Annotated in this window: 16 protein-coding genes; 6 read left to right on the top strand and 10 right to left on the bottom strand. The window is 65.4% G+C overall.

What is annotated here, in order from left to right:
• Positions 1-65: 65 nt before the first annotated feature.
• Positions 66-839, top strand: coding sequence for an arginine deiminase family protein (locus VFO25_00800; GenBank protein ID HET9341435.1), 774 nt, complete (start codon positions 66-68; stop codon positions 837-839).
• Positions 840-922: 83 nt separating this feature from the next.
• Here VFO25_00800 and mscL read toward each other — a convergent pair whose 3' ends face one another.
• Entirely contained in the window at positions 923-1,375 is a 453-nt protein-coding gene (mscL, locus tag VFO25_00795; GenBank protein ID HET9341434.1) for a large conductance mechanosensitive channel protein MscL, read from the bottom strand.
• Between the two features lie 218 nt (positions 1,376-1,593).
• On the opposite strand from mscL, the gene VFO25_00790 reads away from it, so the two are divergent.
• From VFO25_00790 to VFO25_00780, 3 genes are read left to right on the top strand one after another with little or no spacing between them, the layout of a single operon-like run.
• Complete coding sequence (locus VFO25_00790) at positions 1,594-5,265, top strand: TonB-dependent receptor (protein ID HET9341433.1); 3,672 nt, start codon at positions 1,594-1,596, stop codon at positions 5,263-5,265.
• Between the two features lie 4 nt (positions 5,266-5,269).
• Entirely contained in the window at positions 5,270-8,329 is a 3,060-nt protein-coding gene (locus VFO25_00785; GenBank protein ID HET9341432.1) for an efflux RND transporter permease subunit, read from the top strand.
• Positions 8,322-10,724, top strand: a complete 2,403-nt coding sequence (locus VFO25_00780; GenBank protein ID HET9341431.1) for an MFS transporter — start codon at positions 8,322-8,324, stop codon at positions 10,722-10,724. The genes VFO25_00785 and VFO25_00780 overlap by 8 nt, the downstream gene beginning before the upstream one ends.
• Here VFO25_00780 and VFO25_00775 read toward each other — a convergent pair.
• From VFO25_00775 to VFO25_00765, 3 genes are read right to left on the bottom strand one after another with little or no spacing between them, the layout of a single operon-like run.
• Positions 10,696-11,148, bottom strand: a complete 453-nt coding sequence (locus VFO25_00775) for a DUF2269 family protein (protein HET9341430.1) — start codon at positions 11,146-11,148, stop codon at positions 10,696-10,698. The two genes, VFO25_00780 and VFO25_00775, sit on opposite strands and share 29 nt — an antisense overlap.
• A gap of 18 nt (positions 11,149-11,166) precedes the next feature.
• Positions 11,167-11,631 (bottom strand): DUF1648 domain-containing protein, encoded by a 465-nt coding sequence (locus tag VFO25_00770; protein ID HET9341429.1) that lies wholly within the window; start codon positions 11,629-11,631, stop codon positions 11,167-11,169.
• A complete protein-coding gene (locus VFO25_00765; protein HET9341428.1) occupies positions 11,628-12,086 on the bottom strand; it encodes a GNAT family N-acetyltransferase in 459 nt (152 codons plus the stop codon). Before VFO25_00765 ends, VFO25_00770 begins: the two co-directional genes overlap by 4 nt.
• Before the next feature lie 174 nt (positions 12,087-12,260).
• Between VFO25_00765 and VFO25_00760 the strand changes: the two genes are divergently transcribed.
• Entirely contained in the window at positions 12,261-14,201 is a 1,941-nt protein-coding gene (locus VFO25_00760; protein ID HET9341427.1) for a S9 family peptidase, read from the top strand.
• A 187-nt stretch (positions 14,202-14,388) separates the two neighbouring features.
• The gene (locus tag VFO25_00755; GenBank protein HET9341426.1) at positions 14,389-15,423 is read left to right on the top strand and encodes a hypothetical protein; all 1,035 of its coding nucleotides are present in this window, start codon (positions 14,389-14,391) and stop codon (positions 15,421-15,423) included.
• Positions 15,424-15,651: 228 nt separating this feature from the next.
• Here VFO25_00755 and VFO25_00750 read toward each other — a convergent pair whose 3' ends face one another.
• The 6 genes from VFO25_00750 to VFO25_00725 are packed head-to-tail and all read right to left on the bottom strand — an operon-like array spanning position 15,652 to position 20,355.
• A complete protein-coding gene (locus VFO25_00750; GenBank protein ID HET9341425.1) occupies positions 15,652-16,563 on the bottom strand; it encodes an arginine deiminase-related protein in 912 nt (303 codons plus the stop codon).
• Positions 16,564-16,570: 7 nt separating this feature from the next.
• On the bottom strand, positions 16,571-17,491 hold the full coding sequence (ribF, locus tag VFO25_00745; GenBank protein ID HET9341424.1) for a riboflavin biosynthesis protein RibF: 921 nt from the start codon (positions 17,489-17,491) through the stop codon (positions 16,571-16,573).
• Positions 17,488-18,390 (bottom strand): tRNA pseudouridine(55) synthase TruB, encoded by a 903-nt coding sequence (gene truB / locus VFO25_00740; protein ID HET9341423.1) that lies wholly within the window; start codon positions 18,388-18,390, stop codon positions 17,488-17,490. The genes ribF and truB overlap by 4 nt, the downstream gene beginning before the upstream one ends.
• 3 nt (positions 18,391-18,393) lie before the next feature.
• The gene (locus tag VFO25_00735) at positions 18,394-19,413 is read right to left on the bottom strand and encodes a bifunctional oligoribonuclease/PAP phosphatase NrnA (GenBank protein ID HET9341422.1); all 1,020 of its coding nucleotides are present in this window, start codon (positions 19,411-19,413) and stop codon (positions 18,394-18,396) included.
• The gene (gene rbfA, locus VFO25_00730; protein ID HET9341421.1) at positions 19,385-19,774 is read right to left on the bottom strand and encodes a 30S ribosome-binding factor RbfA; all 390 of its coding nucleotides are present in this window, start codon (positions 19,772-19,774) and stop codon (positions 19,385-19,387) included. The genes VFO25_00735 and rbfA overlap by 29 nt, the downstream gene beginning before the upstream one ends.
• A 29-nt stretch (positions 19,775-19,803) precedes the next feature.
• Positions 19,804-20,355 carry a hypothetical protein gene (locus VFO25_00725; GenBank protein HET9341420.1) on the bottom strand — a complete coding sequence of 184 codons (552 nt, stop codon included), beginning with the start codon at positions 20,353-20,355 and terminating at the stop codon, positions 19,804-19,806.
• Positions 20,356-20,373: the final 18 nt, after the last annotated feature.

Here is a 20,373-nt window from a genome sequence, read left to right as displayed (position 1 = left end):
GACCGCCGCGGCCGTCGAAGGTATCCGGGCGGGTTCTGCCGGCGTCTCATCAGAACAGGCGCCGCGTGCCGACATTCACTCGGGCGATCGTACGCCCTCCAGGTCCGACGTTCGCGAAGGGCTTGACGTCCGCGACCAAAGGCGCTCCCGATCTCTCGGTAGCGCGTGCGCAGCATGCTGCGTATCGCGATGCGCTCCGTCACTGCGGTGTCGAGGTCATGGAATTGCCGCCTTCCGACGCATTTCCGGACGCGACTTTCGTCGAGGACGTCGCCGTGATCGTCGACGGACATCCGATGCTGACGCGGCCGGGCGCGCCGAGCCGGCGTGACGAAGTCGGACTCATCCGGGATAAGATCGCTGCCCTCTTCGAGCGCTACGACGCGATCGCAGCCCCGGGAACGCTCGACGGGGGCGACGTGTGCGAAGCGGGCGACCGATACTTTGTCGGCATTTCCGATCGCACGAATGAAGCCGGCGCCGATCAATTAGGACGGCTGCTTAAGTCGATCGGCAAGCGCATGGTGAAGGTCGACATCCGATCCGCACGCGGGCTGCTTCACCTGAAGAGCGCGATCGCGTTCGTCGACGGCGTGTTCGTCGTCGCTCCCGTCGCGCGGGAACTCACCGCATTATCAGGCGAGCCAGCGATCTATCTCGATGAAGATGACACCTACGCCGCGAACTGCGTCGAGATCAATGGCCGCGTTCTCGTCGCCGCCGGATTTTCGCGAGTCACGGCCAAGCTCAAAGGGCGCCGTCTCGACGTCGTCGAGCTCGAGATGTCCGAATTCGAAAAGATGAACGGCGGACTCAGTTGTCTATCGTTGAGGTTCTAAGGAATTGCCCATGAAGTAAGGCCGCGGCGGTCGAGATAAATCTCGACCGCTCCCTTTTCGCGTGTGAAGGTCGATCGCTCCCCTTATTTTGCGCCGGCGGGGATCGCCGTCGTGCAGAACGCGCAGCGCTTCGCGCCGATCGGGATCTCGCTCAGGCACTCCGGGCACTTCGTCGTCGTCGGATCGGCGGGGGGCTCGCGACGCGCGCGCGACATCAAGAAATTGACGGGCTTCACCACGAAGAAGAACACGGCGAGCGCAACGAGGACGAATGCGACGACCGCATTGATGAAGTCGCCGACGGCGAACGTGCTTCCGCTGACCGTGAAGCTGATCGCCGAGAAATCGGGCTTGCCGAATATCGCTGCGATGAGCGGCGTGATAAAATCCTTGACGAGCGCGGTGACGACTGTTCCGAAGGCGACGCCCATGACAACGCCGACCGCGAGATCGACGACGTTACCGCGAAGCAGGAATTGCCTGAAATCGTTCACGAGCAATCCTCCTAAACGCTCGACGAGAGCGTAGCCGTCCATGTAGCGCGGACGCTTCGAAAAGCCCTCCCGGGGACCCGAGCGTGGACGACGCCTCCAAAATCGAGGTCGTGAACACCTGACGGGCTTAGCGGGCAGGCGTTGGCCTACATGCGCGATAACCCGTTCCTGTTCAAATTGGTGGTCGTCCGACGAGCCTCTCCTGCTCGCCGGAGCGGTCTTGCGCGTGGGCAGCCGATACCGAGAGGACGATTTCAACTATGCCGTCTTCCCCATCGATCTACCGGAGCATCAGCGCTTCCATCGCCGTCGCGATCGTCACGATCGCGGCTTTCGCGCTAGCGCAACCCGCTCTCGCGGGCACGACCGGCACGATATCCGGCTACGTGCTGACCGGCACAGATACACCCCTGAGCGGCGCCAAAGTGACCGTGGCATCGCCGACGACGTCGGAGTCGACGACCACAGATGCCCAGGGCGCTTTCGCTTTCGTCGATCTGCCGCCTGATACGTATGCAATCACCGCCTCAAAGGATGGCTACCAGTCCATCATGCAGCCGGGCGTAACCGTCGTCGCGGACAACGCGGTCACAGTACGGCTCGTCACACCGAAGCTGCCCAAGCTCTTGACCCCGGTGATCGTCACCGCGAGGCCGAGCCTTCTGAGGCCGAGCACCGTTCAAGACGTTTACAACATCCGTGGAAGCGACCAACCGGTCTTCAATTCGCTCGGCGGTGGCGGCGATCTCGAGAGCGCATATTCGGCGATCGCGTCGCTGCCCGGAACGTTCGTGCCGAGCGGTCAGAGCGGCTGGAACCAACCCGTGTTCGTACGCGGCGGCGACTTCACAGAGATCGGATACGAGTTCGACGGCGTGCCGATCAATCGCGCATTCGATCACATCCCGACGATGAATCTCTCAGACATGGGAGTCGCAGCGCTCGACGTCTATACCGGCGGCGCGCCGGCGAACGCGGAATCGCAAGGACTTTCGGGCTACATCAATCAGGTCGTCAAACAAGGGACGTATCCTGGATTCGCGGGTCTCGACGCCGGCATCGGCGCCCCCGCCTACTTCAATAAGCTAAACCTCGAAGCCGGCGGCGCGACGCCCGATAAACGCTTCTCCTACTACGCGGCGTTCGGCGGCTACAATCAGTCGTTCCGATACTTCGATCAGAACAACGGCGCAGCGATCTCAAACGAGTTCGGCATGCCGTTCGACATCGGCGGCGGCCCCAATTGCTTCACGTCGTCGAACCCGTCGAATTTCGCGGGTTGCTACGCGAATCACGCGTTCTTCCAAGCCTTTCCGGCCGGTCCCGGCGGCTACGTCCTCGGCCCGTACAACATGGGCAAGAACGCCTCGCTCGGCGACCGCGAGAACATCGCCAACTTCCACTTCCTCGTGCCGCGGCGCAACAGCAGCGATCACGACGACATCCAGTTGCTTTACGACACGTCGCAAATCACCACGTACACGTACTCGTCGTACAGTGATTGGGGCGGCGCACCGTTCTGGAACGGCATCGACGGCGCGGCGGGCGGATTCCACTCGCTCATCCCCGGCGCCGGCTACCCGCTCTTCGCAAGCGGCTTCCAATACGACGGTCCGCTGCTCGGCAGCGTATCGGGAACACCCGGCGGCGCGATCGACAGCGTCGTGCCGTATCTTTTCCCGAGCGAGGATCAGGCAGGCATCGACGGCTTCGTGCCCGCGAACCAACGTGACGTGACCGAAAACGGACAGAGCATCGTCAAGGTCGAGTACAAGCACACGTTCGGCACCAACGCGTACGCGCGCGTGTACGGCTACGACTACTACTCGAATGAGTTCATCCATAGCCCGAACGGCAACGACCAGTTCTTCATCTCGACGTCGCCCGACTTCGAGCTGTGGACGCACACGCACGGCTACTCGGCGAATTACGTCGACCAGATGAACGCGTACCACCTGTTCGACGTGCAAGTCTCGTACTCGTCGTCGAACAACGTCTTCTTCAACAACGGCCAGATGGCGAATGCGAACCCGCTGAGCCCGCAGTCATACTTCGCCCCGCTCGTCAGCCAGAGCGCGCCGACAAGCGGCGTCTGTTATAACTCGGCGCTCCAACCGGTCTCGTGCGAACCGACCACCGCCTTCGTCCTCAACGGCGGCATCCCGCTGTGCAACGGGTTCACGGGTGGCGGCGCATGCTTCCTATCGTACGGCCTACCATTCGCGCCGCCGCCTCCGGGCTTCGAGTGGCTCGCGGTCGAGAACGGCGCGAACGGCCCGAGCAATTCCGTGACGCCGCGCTTCACGTCGTTCTCGATCGAAGATCAATATAGGCCGACCGACCGCCTCAACATCAATGCCGGTATCCGCTTCGATCACTTCGCGTTCGACATCCCGTCGACGGCCGGCGGTGCAGCGCGCGCGTTCTGGTTCAATTCATGGAACGCGGTCATGTGCGCGAACAAGGGCTTCAACGGCGGAAACCCCATCGACGAGACGCTCCTCGGCTTGCCCGTGGGAACGCCGTGCAGCACGCTCGACGGCATACTCGGGCCAGGTTGGGTGCAGGCGCATCTGACGAACGCATCCGCCGCCGGCGCATCGACGAGCCACAGCGTTTTCCAGCCGCGCCTCGGTGCGACGTTCGACGCCGGCGACGACGACGTGTTCCGCGCGTCGTGGGGCGTCTACGCACAGGCGCCGGCGACGCGCGCGATCGAGAACGACGCGCTTCAACAAGACTTGCCGGACTTCATCGGTCCGCACTTCTTCGCCCTCGGTCAGACGACGCCGGTGCGCGACCTGCGTCCGCCGGTATCGTACAACGCCGACTTCTCGTGGGAACATCGCTTCAACGGCAGCGACGTCGCGTTCAAGCTGACGCCGTTCTACCGGCGCACGCGCGACCAGGTCCAGTCGTTCTTCATCGATCCGACGTTCGGCACGACGACCGACATCAACGCCGGCCGGCAGACGAGCTTCGGCGCGGAGTTCATGCTGACGAAGGGCTCCCCGGACGCCAACGGTTTGTCGTGGCAGCTCGCGTACACGTACACGCATAGCCGCATCGAGTACGTCGCGCTGCCGAACGGCTCGACGCTGCTCTCGGGCGTCAACGCCGCGATCCAGCAATACAACTCGTACACCTCGGCGTGCGCCGGCAAGAATCCGTCGACGGATCCGGGCAGCCTCTGCGGCGTCTTCGGCGGCGCGAACGCGATGCCGACCGAGTCGAACGGCGTCGCGAACCCGTACTTCAACGCACCGGTCCGACCGCTGCTCGATCCGTTCGGGTCGTATCCGACGTTCGACGTGATCCCGACCGGCCTCCAGCTGACCGTCGCGAGTTACGGCGTTCCGGACTATACGTCGTTCGCCGCCACGTATCGCCACGACAAGTGGTCGTTCACCCCGCTCGTCGAACTGCTCGCCGGACCGCGCTACGGCGGACCCGAGCAGCAGATCGGCGTCGACCCAGCGACCTGCCAGCCGCTCCCGAGCGGATCGGTGACCGGCGACAAGCGCTACCCGTTCGGCGGCAGCGGCCAACCGTACGATGCGACGACGTGCACGAACACGATCTTCATTCCCGATCAGGTGACAGGCAACTTCGACACGCCGGGCGCGTTCCGCCAACCGTCGCAGCTGACCGTCAACTTCCAAGTCTCGTACCGGGCGACGCCGCAGACGACGCTGCGTCTCACCGCCGTCAATGCGATACTCAGGTGCTTCGGCGGCGACAGCGAGCCGTGGACGGTGACGAACAACCACTTGTGCGGATACGACGTCCTGCCCGGTCACATACCGCCGGTCGGCAACATCTTCAACCCCGGCGACACGATCCAACGGGTCGTCCAATTCCCGTACGGCATCGAGCAACAAGCGCAGCCGTCGCCGGCGAACCTCTACTTCGACGTCGAGGTCAAGCTCTGACCTTTTGATCACAAAACTCTTCGTCACGCGGCCGACGCTGGCCGCGGTCCTCGTCGCCCTCGCGGCGATCGGCGGCGGCCTCGCCGCATACTCGATGCGCGTGCAAGAGCTGCCGGATATCGTGCCGCCGCTCGCAGACGTCATCATCTTCTATCCGGCCGCATCGCCCGCCGAGATGCGCGACGGCATCGTCCGTCCGATCGAAGATCAGATCGCCGGCGCTCCGCACCTCGAGCATCTCCAAAGCACGATCCAGCAAGGTTTCGCGACGATCCAGGCGGTCTTCGATCTCAAGTCGAGCAGCGCCGACGACATCCTCGAAGTCCAGCGCCGCGTCCAAGCCGCGCAAGCGCAGCTCCCTTCCGACCTGCCGCCGCCGTCGGTCGAAGATTTCGATCCCGGCGCTGCCGACGTCGTGCAGATCGACGTCTCGTCGAAGACGCTGTCGCCCGCGCAGCTGAGCGCGGACATCGCCGACGGCATCGTCCCCGCTATCGAGCAGCTGACCGCCGTCGGTTACGTACAAGTTCGCGGCCTCGTCACGCCCGCGATCGAAGTCGCGGTCGATCCGAAGAAGCTCTCGGATAAGAACCTCACCATCGACGACGTCGGGGCGGCGATCGCGAGCGGCAGCGTCGCGGGCGCCGGCGGCATCATCGGCGGCAACAAGAGCGAAACGGGCATCGACATCCGCGCCGATCTCAGCGCGCGTTCCGAGGTCGCACGATTGCCGATCATAGGCGGTCCTTCGATCGTCCGCGTCTCCGATGTCGCGACGGTCCGCGACGCCGGCGCGCCCGTCCGCATCGCTTCGTACGTCGGCGGTGATCCCGGCTACGTCCTGCACGTGCAAAAAGCGACGCAAGCGAGCGAGGTCGACGCCGCCAAGGCCGTCATCGCCGATCTGCCGAGTCTGCGTCAGCAATTCCCAGGCGTCACGTTCGACGTCCTCGACGACACGTCGCAGTACACCGCGGATCAGCTCGACGGCGTCCTGCGAACGCTCGCCGAGGCGATCGCGCTCGTCGCCATCGTCATGCTGCTCTTCCTGCGGTCGTGGCGCAACGCGGCGGCGGTGCTCATCGCGATACCGACGTCGCTCTGCGTCGCGCTCGTCGCGATGTCAGTGCTCGGCTTTTCCATCGACACGGTTTCGCTGCTCTCGATGACGCTCATCACCGGCATCCTCGTCGACGACTCGATCGTCGTGCTCGAGAACTCCGAGCGCCATCGCGAAGCGGGCGAGGAACCCATCGAGGCCGCGATCCTCGGACGGCTCGAGATCGGTCTTGCGGCGATCGTCATCACGCTCGTCGACGTCGTCGTGTTCGCCCCGATCGCGTACTTGCCCGGGATCGTCGGGCGCTTCCTCATCGAGTTCGCGCTCGTCGTCGTCGCGTCGACGCTCGCGTCGCTGCTCGTCTCGTTCACGATCACGCCCGCCCTGGCGGGCAACTGGTCGCTCAAGTCGAGCAAGCGTGGCATGTCGTTCGCCGACGCGTTCGCGCGCGGCTTCGACAGGGTGCGCGAATGGTACTCGCAGCGCGCGCTCGTCTGGGCGCTCGACCATCCATGGATCGTCGGCGTCGTGTCGCTTGCGACGCTCGGCGGTGCGATCGCGCTCATCTGGCCGCTCGGCGTCGTCGGCTTCGACTTCGTCCCCGCGCAAGACCGCGGCGAGATATTCGTCCGATTGGACTTCGCCGGCGGAACGCCGCTGCGCGTCACCGAGGACGCCGTCCGCGCGATCGAACGCGAAGTCGACCAGATACCGGACGTCCGATCGGAGTATGCGATCGCGGGCGCGAGCCAATCGCCCGAGGGCGCATATCTCGTCGACGGAGCCGTCGGTCAAGTCGACATCCATCTCAAAGCCGATCGCGTCCACGACACGGATTACTGGGTGACGTGGATCGGTGACGTCGCAAAACGCCTCGCGCCCGCCGGCAACCCGGTCGTCATCCCTTCGACGAACGTCCAGGGCGGCACGTCGCAGCCGATCGACTACGTCGTCTCCGACACGCGCGGCGATCCGGCGACGGACGCGCTCCCGATTTTCCGCGCGCTCGCCGCGACGCAGGGCGTCACGAATCCGTACGACTCGGCCGGCAGTCTCGCACCGCAGCTCGAGGTCTCGTTCGATCGCGACAAGGCGCGCCGCCTCGGCGTCGACGTCAACGCGGCCGCCGGCGCCATCCGGTCCGCGTTCGGCGGGTTCCGCGCGTTGCAATTCGAGACGCCTGACGGCCTCAAAGAAGTCGACGTCGAGTATCCGGCGTCGGAGCAACGCAGTTCGGGCGGCCTCAAGGCGATCGCGGTCCGGTCGGCGACCGGCGGAACAGTCAAGGTCGGCGACTTCGCGAAATTGACGCCGGTGCTCGCACCACGTGCGATCGACCGCGTCGACCGGCGCACCGTCGTCCACCTCACCGCGAACCTCGCGCCGGGCGCGGCGCTGTCGAACGTCCAATCGGATTTCGACCGGCGCGTCGCCGCGCTCCACCTGCGGCCCGGCGTCAGCGTCGTGCCGAACTCGCAGGGCGATCAGGCCTTCCTGTCCGACGCGAAGCGCGGCATGGCGACCGCGATCGGCCTCGGTCTCGTCCTCGTGTTCCTCTTGATGGCCGCGCTCTACGACTCGTTCGTCTCGCCGTTCATCATCATGTTCTCGGTGCCGCTCGCCGTCGTCGGCGCGGTCGGCGCGCTCGCGCTGACGCACGAGACGCTCAACGCGTTCTCGCTCATCGGCACGGTCTTGCTCATCGGCCTCGTGACGAAGAACGGCATCCTGCTCGTCGACTTCGCGAACCGGGCGCACGCCGCCGGCGCGGACGCGCTGAGCGCGATCAAAGAAAGCGCCCGCGTCCGATTCCGCCCGATCATCATGACGACCGCGGCGATGATCTTCGGCATGCTCCCGCTCGCGCTCGGACTCGATCCGGCGGTCGCGGCGCGCAAGTCGCTCGGTATCGTCGTCATCGGCGGCCTGCTCAGCTCGCTGCTGCTGACGCTGCTGCTCGTCCCCGTCATCTACGTCCGGCTGACGCGCGACCGGCATGCGTAAGCCCGCCGAGCAGGCGCTCCTCAACGCGTATTGGATCCCGCTGAATTTCCAGAACGCGGCGCTGCTGACGATCGCCATCCCCGCGATGCTCCTCCATCTCCGCGGCGTCGACCACCTCCGCACGTACGCGATGCTCGCGAGCCTCGTCGCGTTCATCTCGATGGTCGTGCCGCCGATCGCGGGCGAGATCTCCGACCGGCTGCATCGCGGCGGCAGGCCTCGGCGACCCGTCATCCTCCTCGGCGCGCTCGTCAACGCGGCCGGTTTGGTGTGGATGGTCTTCGCTCCGGACACTGCCGCGTTCACGGCCGCGGTCGTCGTCGCGACGATCGGGCAAAACGCGAGCCAAGCCGCCTACTCTGCGCTCATACCTGAAGTCGTGCCGCGCGAACTGTGGGGCGCGGCGAGCGGGTATCAGGGAGTCGGCGTGCTCGTCGGCTCGATCGCCGGTCTTGCCGTCGCCGGCATCGCCGGGGCGAGCGGAACCGATACGGTCCTCTACATCGCCGCCGCCGTCGTCGTCGCGGGCTCGCTCACGGTGCTCTGGGTGCCCGAGGGCCCGTACGTCGAAGGCGAACATGTCCACGTCTCCGACTGGCGTAACTTCTCGCTCGTCTTCACGTCGCGCTTTTGGACGAACTTCGGGCTCGCGCTCCTCGGCACGTTCGTCCTCTTCTTCTTCAGCGACGTGCTCAAGGTGAAAGACGCATCGACCGGCACGTCGCTCGCCGGCGTCATGACGCTCGTCGGAGCGATCGTCTCGAGCATCGCTATGGGGTATGTCTCCGACCGGATCCCGCGAAAGGTCGTCGTCGCGCTCGCCGGTATTCCGATGGCGCTCGCCGCGATCGGTTTCGCGGCCGAACCGAATCTGCGCTACATCTTGCTCTTCGCCGTGCTGTTCGGCTTCGGGTACGGCGCGATCGTGTCGACCGGCTGGGCCCTTGCGATCGACTCGGTGCCGGCGCTCGGCAACGTCGCGCGCGACCTCGGCGTGTGGGGCATCGCGGCGAACCTGCCGGCGATCATCGCGCCGCAAGCGGGCAAGTGGATCATCAGCGGCTTCGGCTCCGATCTGTCGCTCGGCTATCGGACGCTGTTCGTCGCTGCCGGCGCTTCCTTCTTATTGGGGTCCGCCATCCTGCTGTTCACCGGCCGGCGAGCCGGCGCTGCCGATCGCGCTTTGCGCCTGCCGCCTTCGGGCGGACCGCTCCAAGCATTCGCGATGATGCTCATAACGCCGTACTACATGGCCGCCTACCGCATCCGTGGTTGGGGCCGTCTGCCGCGCCGTCGCGGCGCGACCCTGCTCGTCAGCAACCATCAGCACGATCTCGACACGACCGCGCTCATCATGCGCCTCGCCGTCCAGGGGCCGTGGTCGCGCCCGATCTACATGGCCGGGTCGCGGCGGATCTTCGAGCCGGGTTTCATGGAAGTTCGCTTTGCGGCCATCCGCTGGCTTGTCGATCTCATCGACTGGGCATGGATGTACCAAATGCTCGGCGTCTTGCCGATCGAGAACGAGTTGCGGCGCCGCGCCGTCGCAAGCCTCGCTTACGCCGTCTATAAGACGCACGGCGATCTGCCGCTCGACACGGTCTTCTCATCGCGTGCACGGCATGCGCTGCGCGACGCGAAAACGCTCAAGTCGCTTATCGGGCGGCCGCTCCTGGCGCAAGACGAATACGTCTCGGTCGCGACCATGAACGAACCGTATCGGACGGAGCTCATCGAACAGACGCGGGTGCAGACGGAGAACGATCTCGCGCGCATCGAGGGCGTTTTGCGCGCCGGCGGCACGCTCTACCTGACGGCCGAAGGGAAGTACACGAGAGACGGAAAGCTCAACCGTTTTCGCACCGCGTTTTCCCGCGTCGTGAACCTCGGCGAGAACTACCTGCTCGCGCTCAGCTACGATGTCTTCGCGGGCGGACGTCTCTCGCTGCTCTATCGCGTCGTGAAGCCCGTCTATCCCGACGATTTGCGCGCGTCGCTCGCGTCCGCGCGCCCGGTCACGCTCAGCCAACTCCTCGCGACGTGGCTGATGTCGCGCGATGGAGACGATGCGTTCACACGCGACGCCGCCCTCGACGGCGTGCGATCGATCCTCGATGTTGTTCCGCCGAACGCGTTCATCGATCCGGAGCTGCCGCCGCGGGTCGCAGAGAAAGTGGACGACGCGTTGGCCGCGATGGTCAAGCGCAGGCTATTGGCGAGCGACGGCCGCGGCTCGTATCGCTTCGGTGCGACGCGCCACGACCCGCGCTTTCCGCTCGTTCCCGACATACTGACGCATCAGGCGAATTTCTACGCCGAGACCGTCGCCGCGTGCCTCGGGAGCCCCGAGCCTGCGGCGGCCCCAGTTACGGCTTCAGCACCATCATCGCGATGATCGTGATCCACATGAGTCCGGCGAGCGGTCCTGCGACCCTCGGCGTCGGACTCGCGAGCAGCGCTTTGAGCTCGGGTGACGCTTGTGGGACCGACGCCTCCGCCGCCGCCGACAAGCGGGCGATGAATGGGTTGAGGACGCCGAACGCGAGCGCCAAGAGGATCACGACGCAGACGTAGGTGACGATAAGCCACGTCGACGTCATCGAGAAGCCGGCTTGGCCCGCGATCGCGAATCCCAAGATGAGCCCGATGAAAAGCGAGATGCCGCCGATCATGCTGAGGCGGCGGTTGACGCGCGTCGCGGAGCGGACGACGTTGACGTCGTCCGTTTCGAGAGTCTGAGCCATGAAGATCCCCGTGCCTGTCGTCAGCGCGAAAGCGATGAACATCGCGAGCACGTGGAAGAATATCAATACGGTCATCTCGGAAGTCGTATCCTTTCAGTTCGGGGGGCGGACGGCGAGTAGAGTGACGGCGAGCAAGACGAGCGCGGTCGCAAGCACGATGGCGACGCCGACGAACACGCCTGACCCGAGACCGGTGGCGTGCCCGAGGGCGACCCCGAAGCTCCCGATCTCGACGAAGAACATCATCCACGTCGTCTCGGCGAATATGAGAACGGCGATCGCGGGCAAGATCGGCGGCACCGAGCGCTGTCCTTGCCGCGAAGGAGCTCCGAACGCCCAGACGATGACGGCGAGCGCGGCTAACACACCGCCAAGCACCGGGAATATCACGAACGTCGAGCGTGGACCGTACACATCGGGGGCGCCGGTCACGCCGAAATGCGTCGGCACGGTCGCTGGCGTCAACGGGTAGTCGTGCGCGAAGACCGCCAGGATCGCGATGGCGCCGGCGACAGCTGCGAGCACGATCGCGAACGACCACAGCTTGTCGGAGGTCACGACCCGCTCGCAGCCTTCGCGTAGATGTCTGGCTTCGCGATGGCCATCCAGCGCTCGGGCATCGGCAGCGCCTCGAAACCGTTGCGGCGGTACAGCGCGTGGGCGTCGCGCGTCGCCAGCACGATCCGGCGCAGACCTTGCAGATCCGGGTGTTCGAGGGCCGACGCGATGAGCCAGTCGCCAAGCCCACGCCCGCGGTGGCTTTCGATCACGTAGACGTCGCAAAGCCACGCGAACGTCGCGCCGTCGGTCACCATCCGCGCGAACCCGATCTGCCTCGGTCCTTCGATCAATCCGAAGCACAGCGACCGCTCGATCGCCTTTTCCAAGGCCGGCCGAGGGACACCCCGGCACCAGTAGGCCTTTTCGCTCAGGAATTCGTGGATCGCATCGATATCGAAGGCCTGTGGATCGGTCGTGATCGTGAAACCATCGCGCCGTCTTTCGAATGCCACGGTGCCTCGCTTCCATCACCGAACCGCACGCCCTTCACTCGATTCTCTGGGGGAGCGGTCGAGATTTATCTCGACCGCCGCGGTCTGGCTTGAGGGTGCTGCAGAGGAGGGGCGCACAGATTCCGGGCGAAACCGCGCGGCTCGTAGTCGTCATACGTGGGTGGAGTTTTCGTTTTGGCCGACGCGCGATCCAGCATCAGCCCTGAGGATCTGTATTCTTTACCCGTCGTGACCGGCGTGTCCGTGCATCCTGACGGCACGTCGGTTGCGTACGTCGTGACGACGATGGACCGCGAAGACGACGGTTACGTCGGAAGCATCCGCGTCGCTGCCCTGCGCGGCGAAAGCGGCTCGCGCATCTACACGCGCGGAACCGCGCGCGACCTTCAGCCGCGGTGGTCACCGGGCGGCGATCGTCTGCTCTTCATCAGCGATCGCGGCGACAGCCGCCAGATATGGCTCATGGAGGCGGACGGCGGCGAGCCGTATCCTGCGCCCACGATCGACGGCGCGGTCCAATCCGCATCGTTCTCACCCGACGGCCGGATGATCGCGGCGATCGCGACGCCCGACGCAGGGCGGCGCGAGGTCGCGCGACGAGGATGGCGGCGCATCGATCGCTTGCGCTATCGCGCCGACGGCGTCGGGTTCCTCGATGACCTGCCGCAGTTGTGGCTCATCGACTTAGCTGCCGGCTCCGCGAAACTCGTGACTGACGGAACTGGATGGATCGGCAGCCCGGCGTGGTCGCCGGACAGTGCGTCGATCGCGTACGTCGGCGAGCATCGCCGCGATGCCGACAGCCTTTGGCGCACTGAGCTGTGGATCGTCGGCGCTGCGCCAGGCTCAACGCTTCGGAAGATCCTCGATCTTGGCGGAGCGATCGAAGCGCCCGCTTGGCATCCGAACGGATCGCGCATCTATTTCGTCGGCTTCGAAGATCCAGCGGGGTATGCCGTCGCGCCGCTCCGTCTATACACTGTCGGATCCGACGGCAGCGGTGCCCGATGTCTCACCGCGGGATCGGATTGGATCTGCGGCAATCACGTGCTCAACGATTTCGATGCGAGCGCCGCGGCGTCGGCCCCGGTCGTCTTCGACGATGGCAGCGCGCTCGTTCTCGGTTCGAGTCACGGCAGCGCGGGCGTCTATCGCGTCGGCACTGCCGGTGCGGAGCGGATCACGCCGCGGTCGCAGACGATCGCCGAATTCTCCGTCGCTCGAAACACGCTTGTCGCGACCGCGTCGGACACCTCGACTCCCAACGAGATCTACGAAGCGTCGCTCGATGGGTCCGGTTGGCATCGGGTCACGCACGAGACGGAGGCGTGGCGTAAGGGAAAGCGCTTGGAGACGGCCGCCCGATTCACCGCACCTGCACGTTCCGGGCCGATCGAGGGTTGGCACCTTCACGGGGCGGGCGACGCGCCGCGACCGCTCGTCCTTCAGATCCACGGCGGTCCGCATGCCGCGTACGGCGATGCGTTCTTCTTCGAGTTCCATCTTCTCGCTGCCGCCGGTATCGACGTCGTCTTCTGCAATCCGCGCGGGAGCCAGAGCTACGGCGACGCGTTCGGCGCCGCGATCAAAGGCGATTGGGCTGCTCCGGCATTCGACGACTGCATGGACGCGCTCGACGCGGCCCTCGCGCAAGGCGGTATCGACGCCAAGAAGCTCGGCGTCGCGGGCGGTAGTTACGGCGGCTACCTCAGCGCGTGGATGGCGAGCCACAGCGACCGGTTCAAGGCCGCGATCGCGATGCGTCCGGCGACGAATCTCCTCACGCTCTGGGGCACGTCGGAAGTCGGGCGGATGCTCGAGAGCGAGCTCGGCGGCAAACCCTCGGAGATCGAAGATGTGTACAAGCGGTGCTCGCCGCTCACGTACGCCGACGCTATCTCGATCCCGATCCTGCTCATCCATTCCGAGAACGACTATCGGTGTCCGATCGAGCAATCGGAGCAGTTGTTCACCGCGTTGAAGCGGCGCGGAGCCGACGTCGAACTGCTGCGTTTTTCCGGAGCGGATCACGGACTCTCGAGGGTCGGCCCACCTCGGCTGCGCGTTGCGCGCCTCGAGGCGATCGTCGACTGGTTCACGCGGCATTTAGCTTAGCCGCTAATCGAGTCGCCTGTATAACCCAGCGGGACGTGCTATCGCGTATGGAATTAACCCGTCTCTCATCGGGCACCATGACCTTTGAGCTCGAGTCGTCGTTGAAACACTCGAAGGGCAGTGAGTCCGCCTGTGAGACCACTCCCCGCAATCATCGGCAGAATTGCCAAGGGAGAGAATGAACCAAATGAAGATGATGGTGACAGCGGCGACGCTCGCAGCGATCGTCGTGAGCGCCGGGGCCGCGATGGCGATGCCCGTGGCGCCGCGACCGGTCGCCTCGCAGCCTCCGCAAGTCCAAAAGCGAGACCAACAGCAGAGCAACCAGAACATCCGCCTTGCGCGCCGGCATATCGAAATAGCGATCGACGGCCTGCAGCGCGATGCCAGCGACTACGGCGGCCACAAAGAAGCGGCTCGCGATGACCTCGGTGTCGCGCGACAGTTCCTCGATCAAGCGCTCGCCGCTCGCGGCGGCCGCAACGGCGGCAATAGCGGCAACGGCAGCCCGGTTCCGGTGACGCCGAACGGCGTCGTGAACCCGGTGCCTGTTGTCCCCTCGAACGGCGGCAACGGCGGCAACGGCAACGGTGACCACGACATCCGCAACCAGCGCGGCAGCAGCGAGAACATCATGGATGTGCGCAGCCACGTCGAGTCGGCTATCGACGCGCTCAACCAGGATCGCACCGATTACGGCGGCTTCAAGTCCCGCGCGATGGAGAAGCTGCAACAGGCTCGCCAGGAGCTTGACGCGGCACTCGACTTCATCCACAACCCGGGCGTCCGCAACGGCGGCACGGGCGAGGGTGTGAGCAACGCGAACCTGAGCTTCGTCAACGAGCACGTCAACACGGCGATCTCGAACCTGCAGAGCGACCGCAACGACTACGGCGGACACCGCGTCGCGGCGATCAACGACCTGCAGACCGCGCACAACGACATCCTGGACGCGCTCAACTTCGACAAATCGCATCCGGGCGACTCGCGGGTCCAGAACACGATGCCGGTCTCGCCGGTGACGATTAACAACACGTCGATGGGCCAGATCGACCAGCATCAGAGCAACCAAAGCCTCGCGAATGCGCGGCAGAACCTCGAGCAGGCGATCGATGCCCTCGGACGAGACGCGCACGACTACGGCGGATTCCGCGTGAAGGCGATGGCCGCGCTCCAGGCCGCGCGCACGGAGCTCGAGCAGGCGCTCAAGTTCCAGCACTAACGTAGACGAACCGACGACATGACCCGACGAGCGGTCGACCGTAACGGTCGGCCGCTCTTTCTCATAGTTTCGGGGAGCGGTCGAGATTTATCTCGACCGCCACGGTCTATCATTTGGGAAGAAATGGGAGCGGTCGAGCTTCAGCTCGACCGCCGCGGCCTTTCAGTCGCAAGGTCGTCTGCGGTCGAGATAAATCTCGACCGCTCCCTTTTTGAATGTCGCGGTTTCTTAGAAGAAGGCGTTCTTCATGCAGTACGCGCTCCCGCCGGACTTGAGGAACTCGCCGGTATCGAGCGCGACGACCTCGTAGCCGAGCTCGCGTAGGCGAGCAGCAGTCGATGACGCGCGCCGATCTATCGCGACGACGCCGGGAGCGAGGAGCGTCGCGTTGCACGCGAAACGTCGCGCCTCATCCGCGTCGACTTCGATCACCCGCTCGAAGACGAGGCGCACCAGCTCCGCGCCTTCGGTGGATAACGCGGGTTCGTGGACGAGTACGGTACGTTCATCGAGCGCGACGACGCACGTGTCGAGATGATAGAACGTCGAATCGGTCAACGCCAGCGTGATGACCGGCACGCCGAACGCTGCGGCGACGCCGTCATACACCTGCGGGTCGGTGCGCCATCCGTAACCGCCCCAGAGCAGCCTGCGCCCCGGATGCCAGATCGCATCGCCCGAGCCTTCGAAGCGGAGCCCCGGATCTGCGAAGTCGTCGACGACACGGTATCCGTTCGCGCGAGCCCACGCCACCATGACACCGACCTCGGGCCGGCGCGATTCGAAGGTCATGCGGCCGGGTAGGCACGTCTTTTGACCTTGCGCATCGATGCCGAGCAGCGCCGTGTTCGCGCAGAAGACCATATCTTCGCACGCGTCGAGCGGTTTGAGCAGTTCGACGCGCGCACCGGCGCTGGAGAATGCGTCGCGCAACGCGCCCCATTCGCGTCGGGCTCGTTCTTTGTCGACGTTCCCAGCGTTGCCGGCCATGAACGCGTTTTTCACGTCGATGACGTCGAAGCGATCCGGCGGACAGAGGACGGCGCCGGCTGGCGTCGGCATCGGCTCGAGCGCGGCGATCGAGAAGTCCTTCGGCAGATGCTCGACGCGCTCGTAGACGCGCGGATGCAGCTGCGTCACGCGAACCTCATGCCTTGCGGACCGATTCGACGTCGAGCCGCATCTGACGGATCAACGCCTCCGGCCCGTCGTAACGGATCTGATCGCGCACGTGACGCCAAGTCCGCAGGGCGATCTGCTCTCCATATATGCTGCCGTCGAAGTCGAGCAGATACGCCTCGACAGCTCGCTGCGTTCCGCCGAACGTAGGCTTCGTACCGATACTCACGATCGCGACGCGGTCAATACCGTCGTGATGGGCGACCGCCGAATAGATGCCGTCCGGCGGCACGAGCTTCTCGTCGGAGATCCGAAGGTTCGCCGTCGGGAAGCCGAGCACGTGACCGCGACCAGCGCCGGCCTCGACGATGCCGCGCACCGTATAGGGCGACCCCAACAGACGATCGGCCTCGTCGAAGCGCCGCGCTTCGATCAGCGATCGGATGCGCGAGCTCGAGATCGCCTCGCCGTCGCCTTGTGCGAGCGACGCGCACTCGAAGCGGCACCCGAGCGTCTCGAGCACGCGCTCTGCGAGCGCGACGTCGCCCGCTCGGCCCTTGCCGAAACGCCAATTGTCGCCGACGACGAGCTGCTTCACATGCAGCCGCGCGACGAGTATGTCGCGCAGGAACGTCTCTGCGTCGACCTGCGCGATGCGATCGTCGAATTGCAAGATTAACAAGAGATCGAGACCGCAGCCGGCGAGCAGGTTCACTTTTTCGTCGGCCGTCGTTATCTGCTTGGGAGCGCCTTCGGGATGCAAGAACGCCTGCGGATGATGCTCGAAGGTGAGCGCGGCCGCAAGCTCGCCGGGCCGCCGTCGTGCGACGAGGCTGCCGAGCACGGCTCGATGCCCGGCGTGCACGCCGTCAAAAACGCCGATCGAAAGCAACAGATCGTCGGAGCGGTCGTAACCCTCGATGCTGCGGATGATCTGCATCGGCGTCATCCGTTCTCGCCAGCGGCGGCGATGACCCGCACCGGTTCGAGGCGCGCATCGACGACGCGCGCGATGCCGATGAGCCTCTCGCGATGCATCGCGAGGACGAGCCGTCCTTCGGATCCTGATGGTTGCGCGGTCAGCGTCGACGCGACGTCGTTGCCGTGCGAGAACCTGCGCAGCGCCTCATCATCGAGCGATTCGCGCGGCAGCTCGAGCACGTCGAGCGGATCGATCGTGCACCCATGCGCGTCGCCTGCGATCTGCGCCGGGGTTCGCGCATATGCGAGCGCGAATGGGCCTGCTCGTGTCCGGATAAGGAAGGCGAGATGCGCCGGCAGCCCGATCCGCTCGCCGATCTGCTCGCAAAGCGTTCGGACGTACGTGCCTGCGGAGCAGTCGACGGCTATGCGCGCGCGATCGCCATCGACGGCTACCGGCCGCAACGCTGAGATCCGCACCGTTCGCGAGCGACGTTCGACTTCGCGCCCGGCTCGCGCCGCCTTGTATAGCGGACGACCGTCGACTTTGACGGCCGAGAACATCGGCGGCACCTGCTCGAGTTCGCCGACGAGCGACGCCGTCACCGAATCGAGGTCTTGCGACCAATTCGAAGGCACGGGCGCGGACCGTAGGACGCGGCCTTCCGCGTCGCCGGTGTCGGTCGCGGTGCCGACCCGCATCTCGAAGACGTACGACTTGTCATCGGCCGGCAGATACGGGAGGAGCCGCGTCGCCTGACCGATGGCGAGCACGAGGACTCCGCACGCCGACGGATCGAGCGTGCCCCAATGGCCGAGCGACGGTGCGCCGAGCCGTTTTCGGACCCAGATGCCGAAGGCGGTCGAAGAGATGCCCGGCGGCTTGAATGCGTTGACGAAGCCGAACGGAGCGGCGGCGCGGGCCACGCGTTAGCGCGTCCGGCTCTTCTCGCCCATCGTGGAACGGATCGCGGCGAGCACGCGCTCGATCGCGGACTCGCGCGGTCCGGCGACGGTCGCTCCGGCCGCTCGGAAATGCCCGCCCCCGCCAAGCGCGCGCGCCATCTCCATGACGTTGAAGCGTCCGCGGGAGCGTAGGCTCAACCGGTACGCGCCATCCGCGCTTTCCTTGAACAAGGCGGCGATCTCGCAGCGGTCGACGACGCGCAGAGCGCCGACGACGTCCTCGAGATCTTCGTGCGTCGCGCCGTATTCCTCGAGCATCGCTTGGGTGACGATCGAATAGCAGATGCCGTCGTCCGTCAGCTGCGCGTTTTCGAGCGCGCGGCCGAGGACTTTTTGCCCGGCGAACGTGCGCGTGTAGTAGAGCTGCTCGGTGATGAGGTCCTTGTCGGCGCCCGCCTCGATGAGCGCCGCACCGAGTCGCATCGTGTGCGGCGAGGCGTTGCTATATTGGAAGCAGCCCGTATCGGAGATGAGCGTGCCGAGCAGGCAGGTCGCGATGTCGGGCGTGACCTTGACGCCGAGCGAGAAGACCAGGCCGAGGACGAGCGAGCCGGTCGCGGCCTCGCCTTCGTTGACGTAGTTCCACCGCCCGAAGCGCTTGTTGCCGAGATGATGATCGATGTTGACGATGCGCTCGCGCGGCACCCACTGGAGCGCTTTGCCCGCGCGCGCTTGATCGCTCATATCGAAGAAGACGAAAATCGCATCGTCGGCGACGCCTTCGAACGAGCGCTGCGTCAACTGCCATTCGGGCATGAAGCGCAGGTTGCGCGGCACGTCGTCATCGAGGAAGTACGTAACGCTCTTGCCGATGCTCTTGAGCGCGAGTCCGAGCGCGTAGCCGCTGCCGAGCACGTCGCCATCGGGCTTCTCGTGCGCGCACATGACGAATTGGCGATGGGCGCGCAGGCACGCCGCCACCTCGGCGGCGTCCGCGAGCGCGTTCGCCTTGCCGTTAGTCGGTGCCGTGTTTTCTTGACTCATCGCGTCTGTGCACCTCGTCGAGGATCGTCGACATGCGGACGCCGCGCGCGATCGAGTCGTCGCGCACGAACGTGAGCGTCGGCGTGCGCCGCATCCGCATCCGTTTGCCCAGCTCGACGCTGAGGAACCCGGACGCCGACTGCAGGCCGCGCATGGTCGCGCTCTGCGCGCGGCCGTCGCCGAGCGGGCTCGCGTAAACGCGAGCGCTGCGCAGATCGGGGCTCACGTCGCAGCCGACGAGCGTGACGAAGCCGATGCGCGGATCCTTGAGGTCTTCGTGGATCAGTTCGCTCAGCTCGCGGACGATCTCGTGCTCGACGCGCGCGAGTCGCGTATTTTTTCCGTCCGGGTGTTCTTGCACCCTAATATCCCCGTACAGGCGTTCGATGTCTAGTGGTCGGACGCGGCCGCGTCATCGCGCGCCGCGTCGTCCGGCTCGCTGTCGGCGAGCCACGATTTCGATTTGTCGTCCGTGCAGCGCTCGAGCGCCCAGCGACGCACGACCTGCGCGCGTTCTTCGTCGCCGCACTCGAGCAACGCATCGACGAGCTGCGATGCGGCCATCGCCCAATGCTCGTCGGGCTCGTCGACGTTGATGAGCACCGCGGCCGCGAGATGCGCGATCGCCGCCGGCCATTTCTCGATATTCGCATATGCGGCGCCGATGTCCGCATGAAGGCCCGCCGCGGTCGGAAACTGGTCGAGGCCGGTATGCAGGATGTGTTCTTCCCGTTCGTCGTTTCCGAGTTCGAGGCACAGCGACGCCATCAGCTGGATGCCGTCCGGCCCGAGATCGCCCGACGCGTCGAGCGGTTCGAGGAGGGCGAGCGCGCGGCGCAGCTCGTCGCGCTGCGTCGTCGTCCACGGCTGGTCGTCACTTCCGTGCGCCACGATGACGTTGAAGTAGATCTCGTGTGCCTGTTCGACCGCGTCTCTATCCATGGTTATCGGTATTCGGTC

The sequence above is a fragment of the Candidatus Eremiobacteraceae bacterium genome (genome assembly GCA_035710745.1).
GTDB lineage: Bacteria > Vulcanimicrobiota > Vulcanimicrobiia > Eremiobacterales > Eremiobacteraceae > JANWLL01.
The sequence above is the reverse complement of the archived record's forward strand: the minus strand, read 5'-3'. Positions and strand labels throughout refer to the sequence as shown.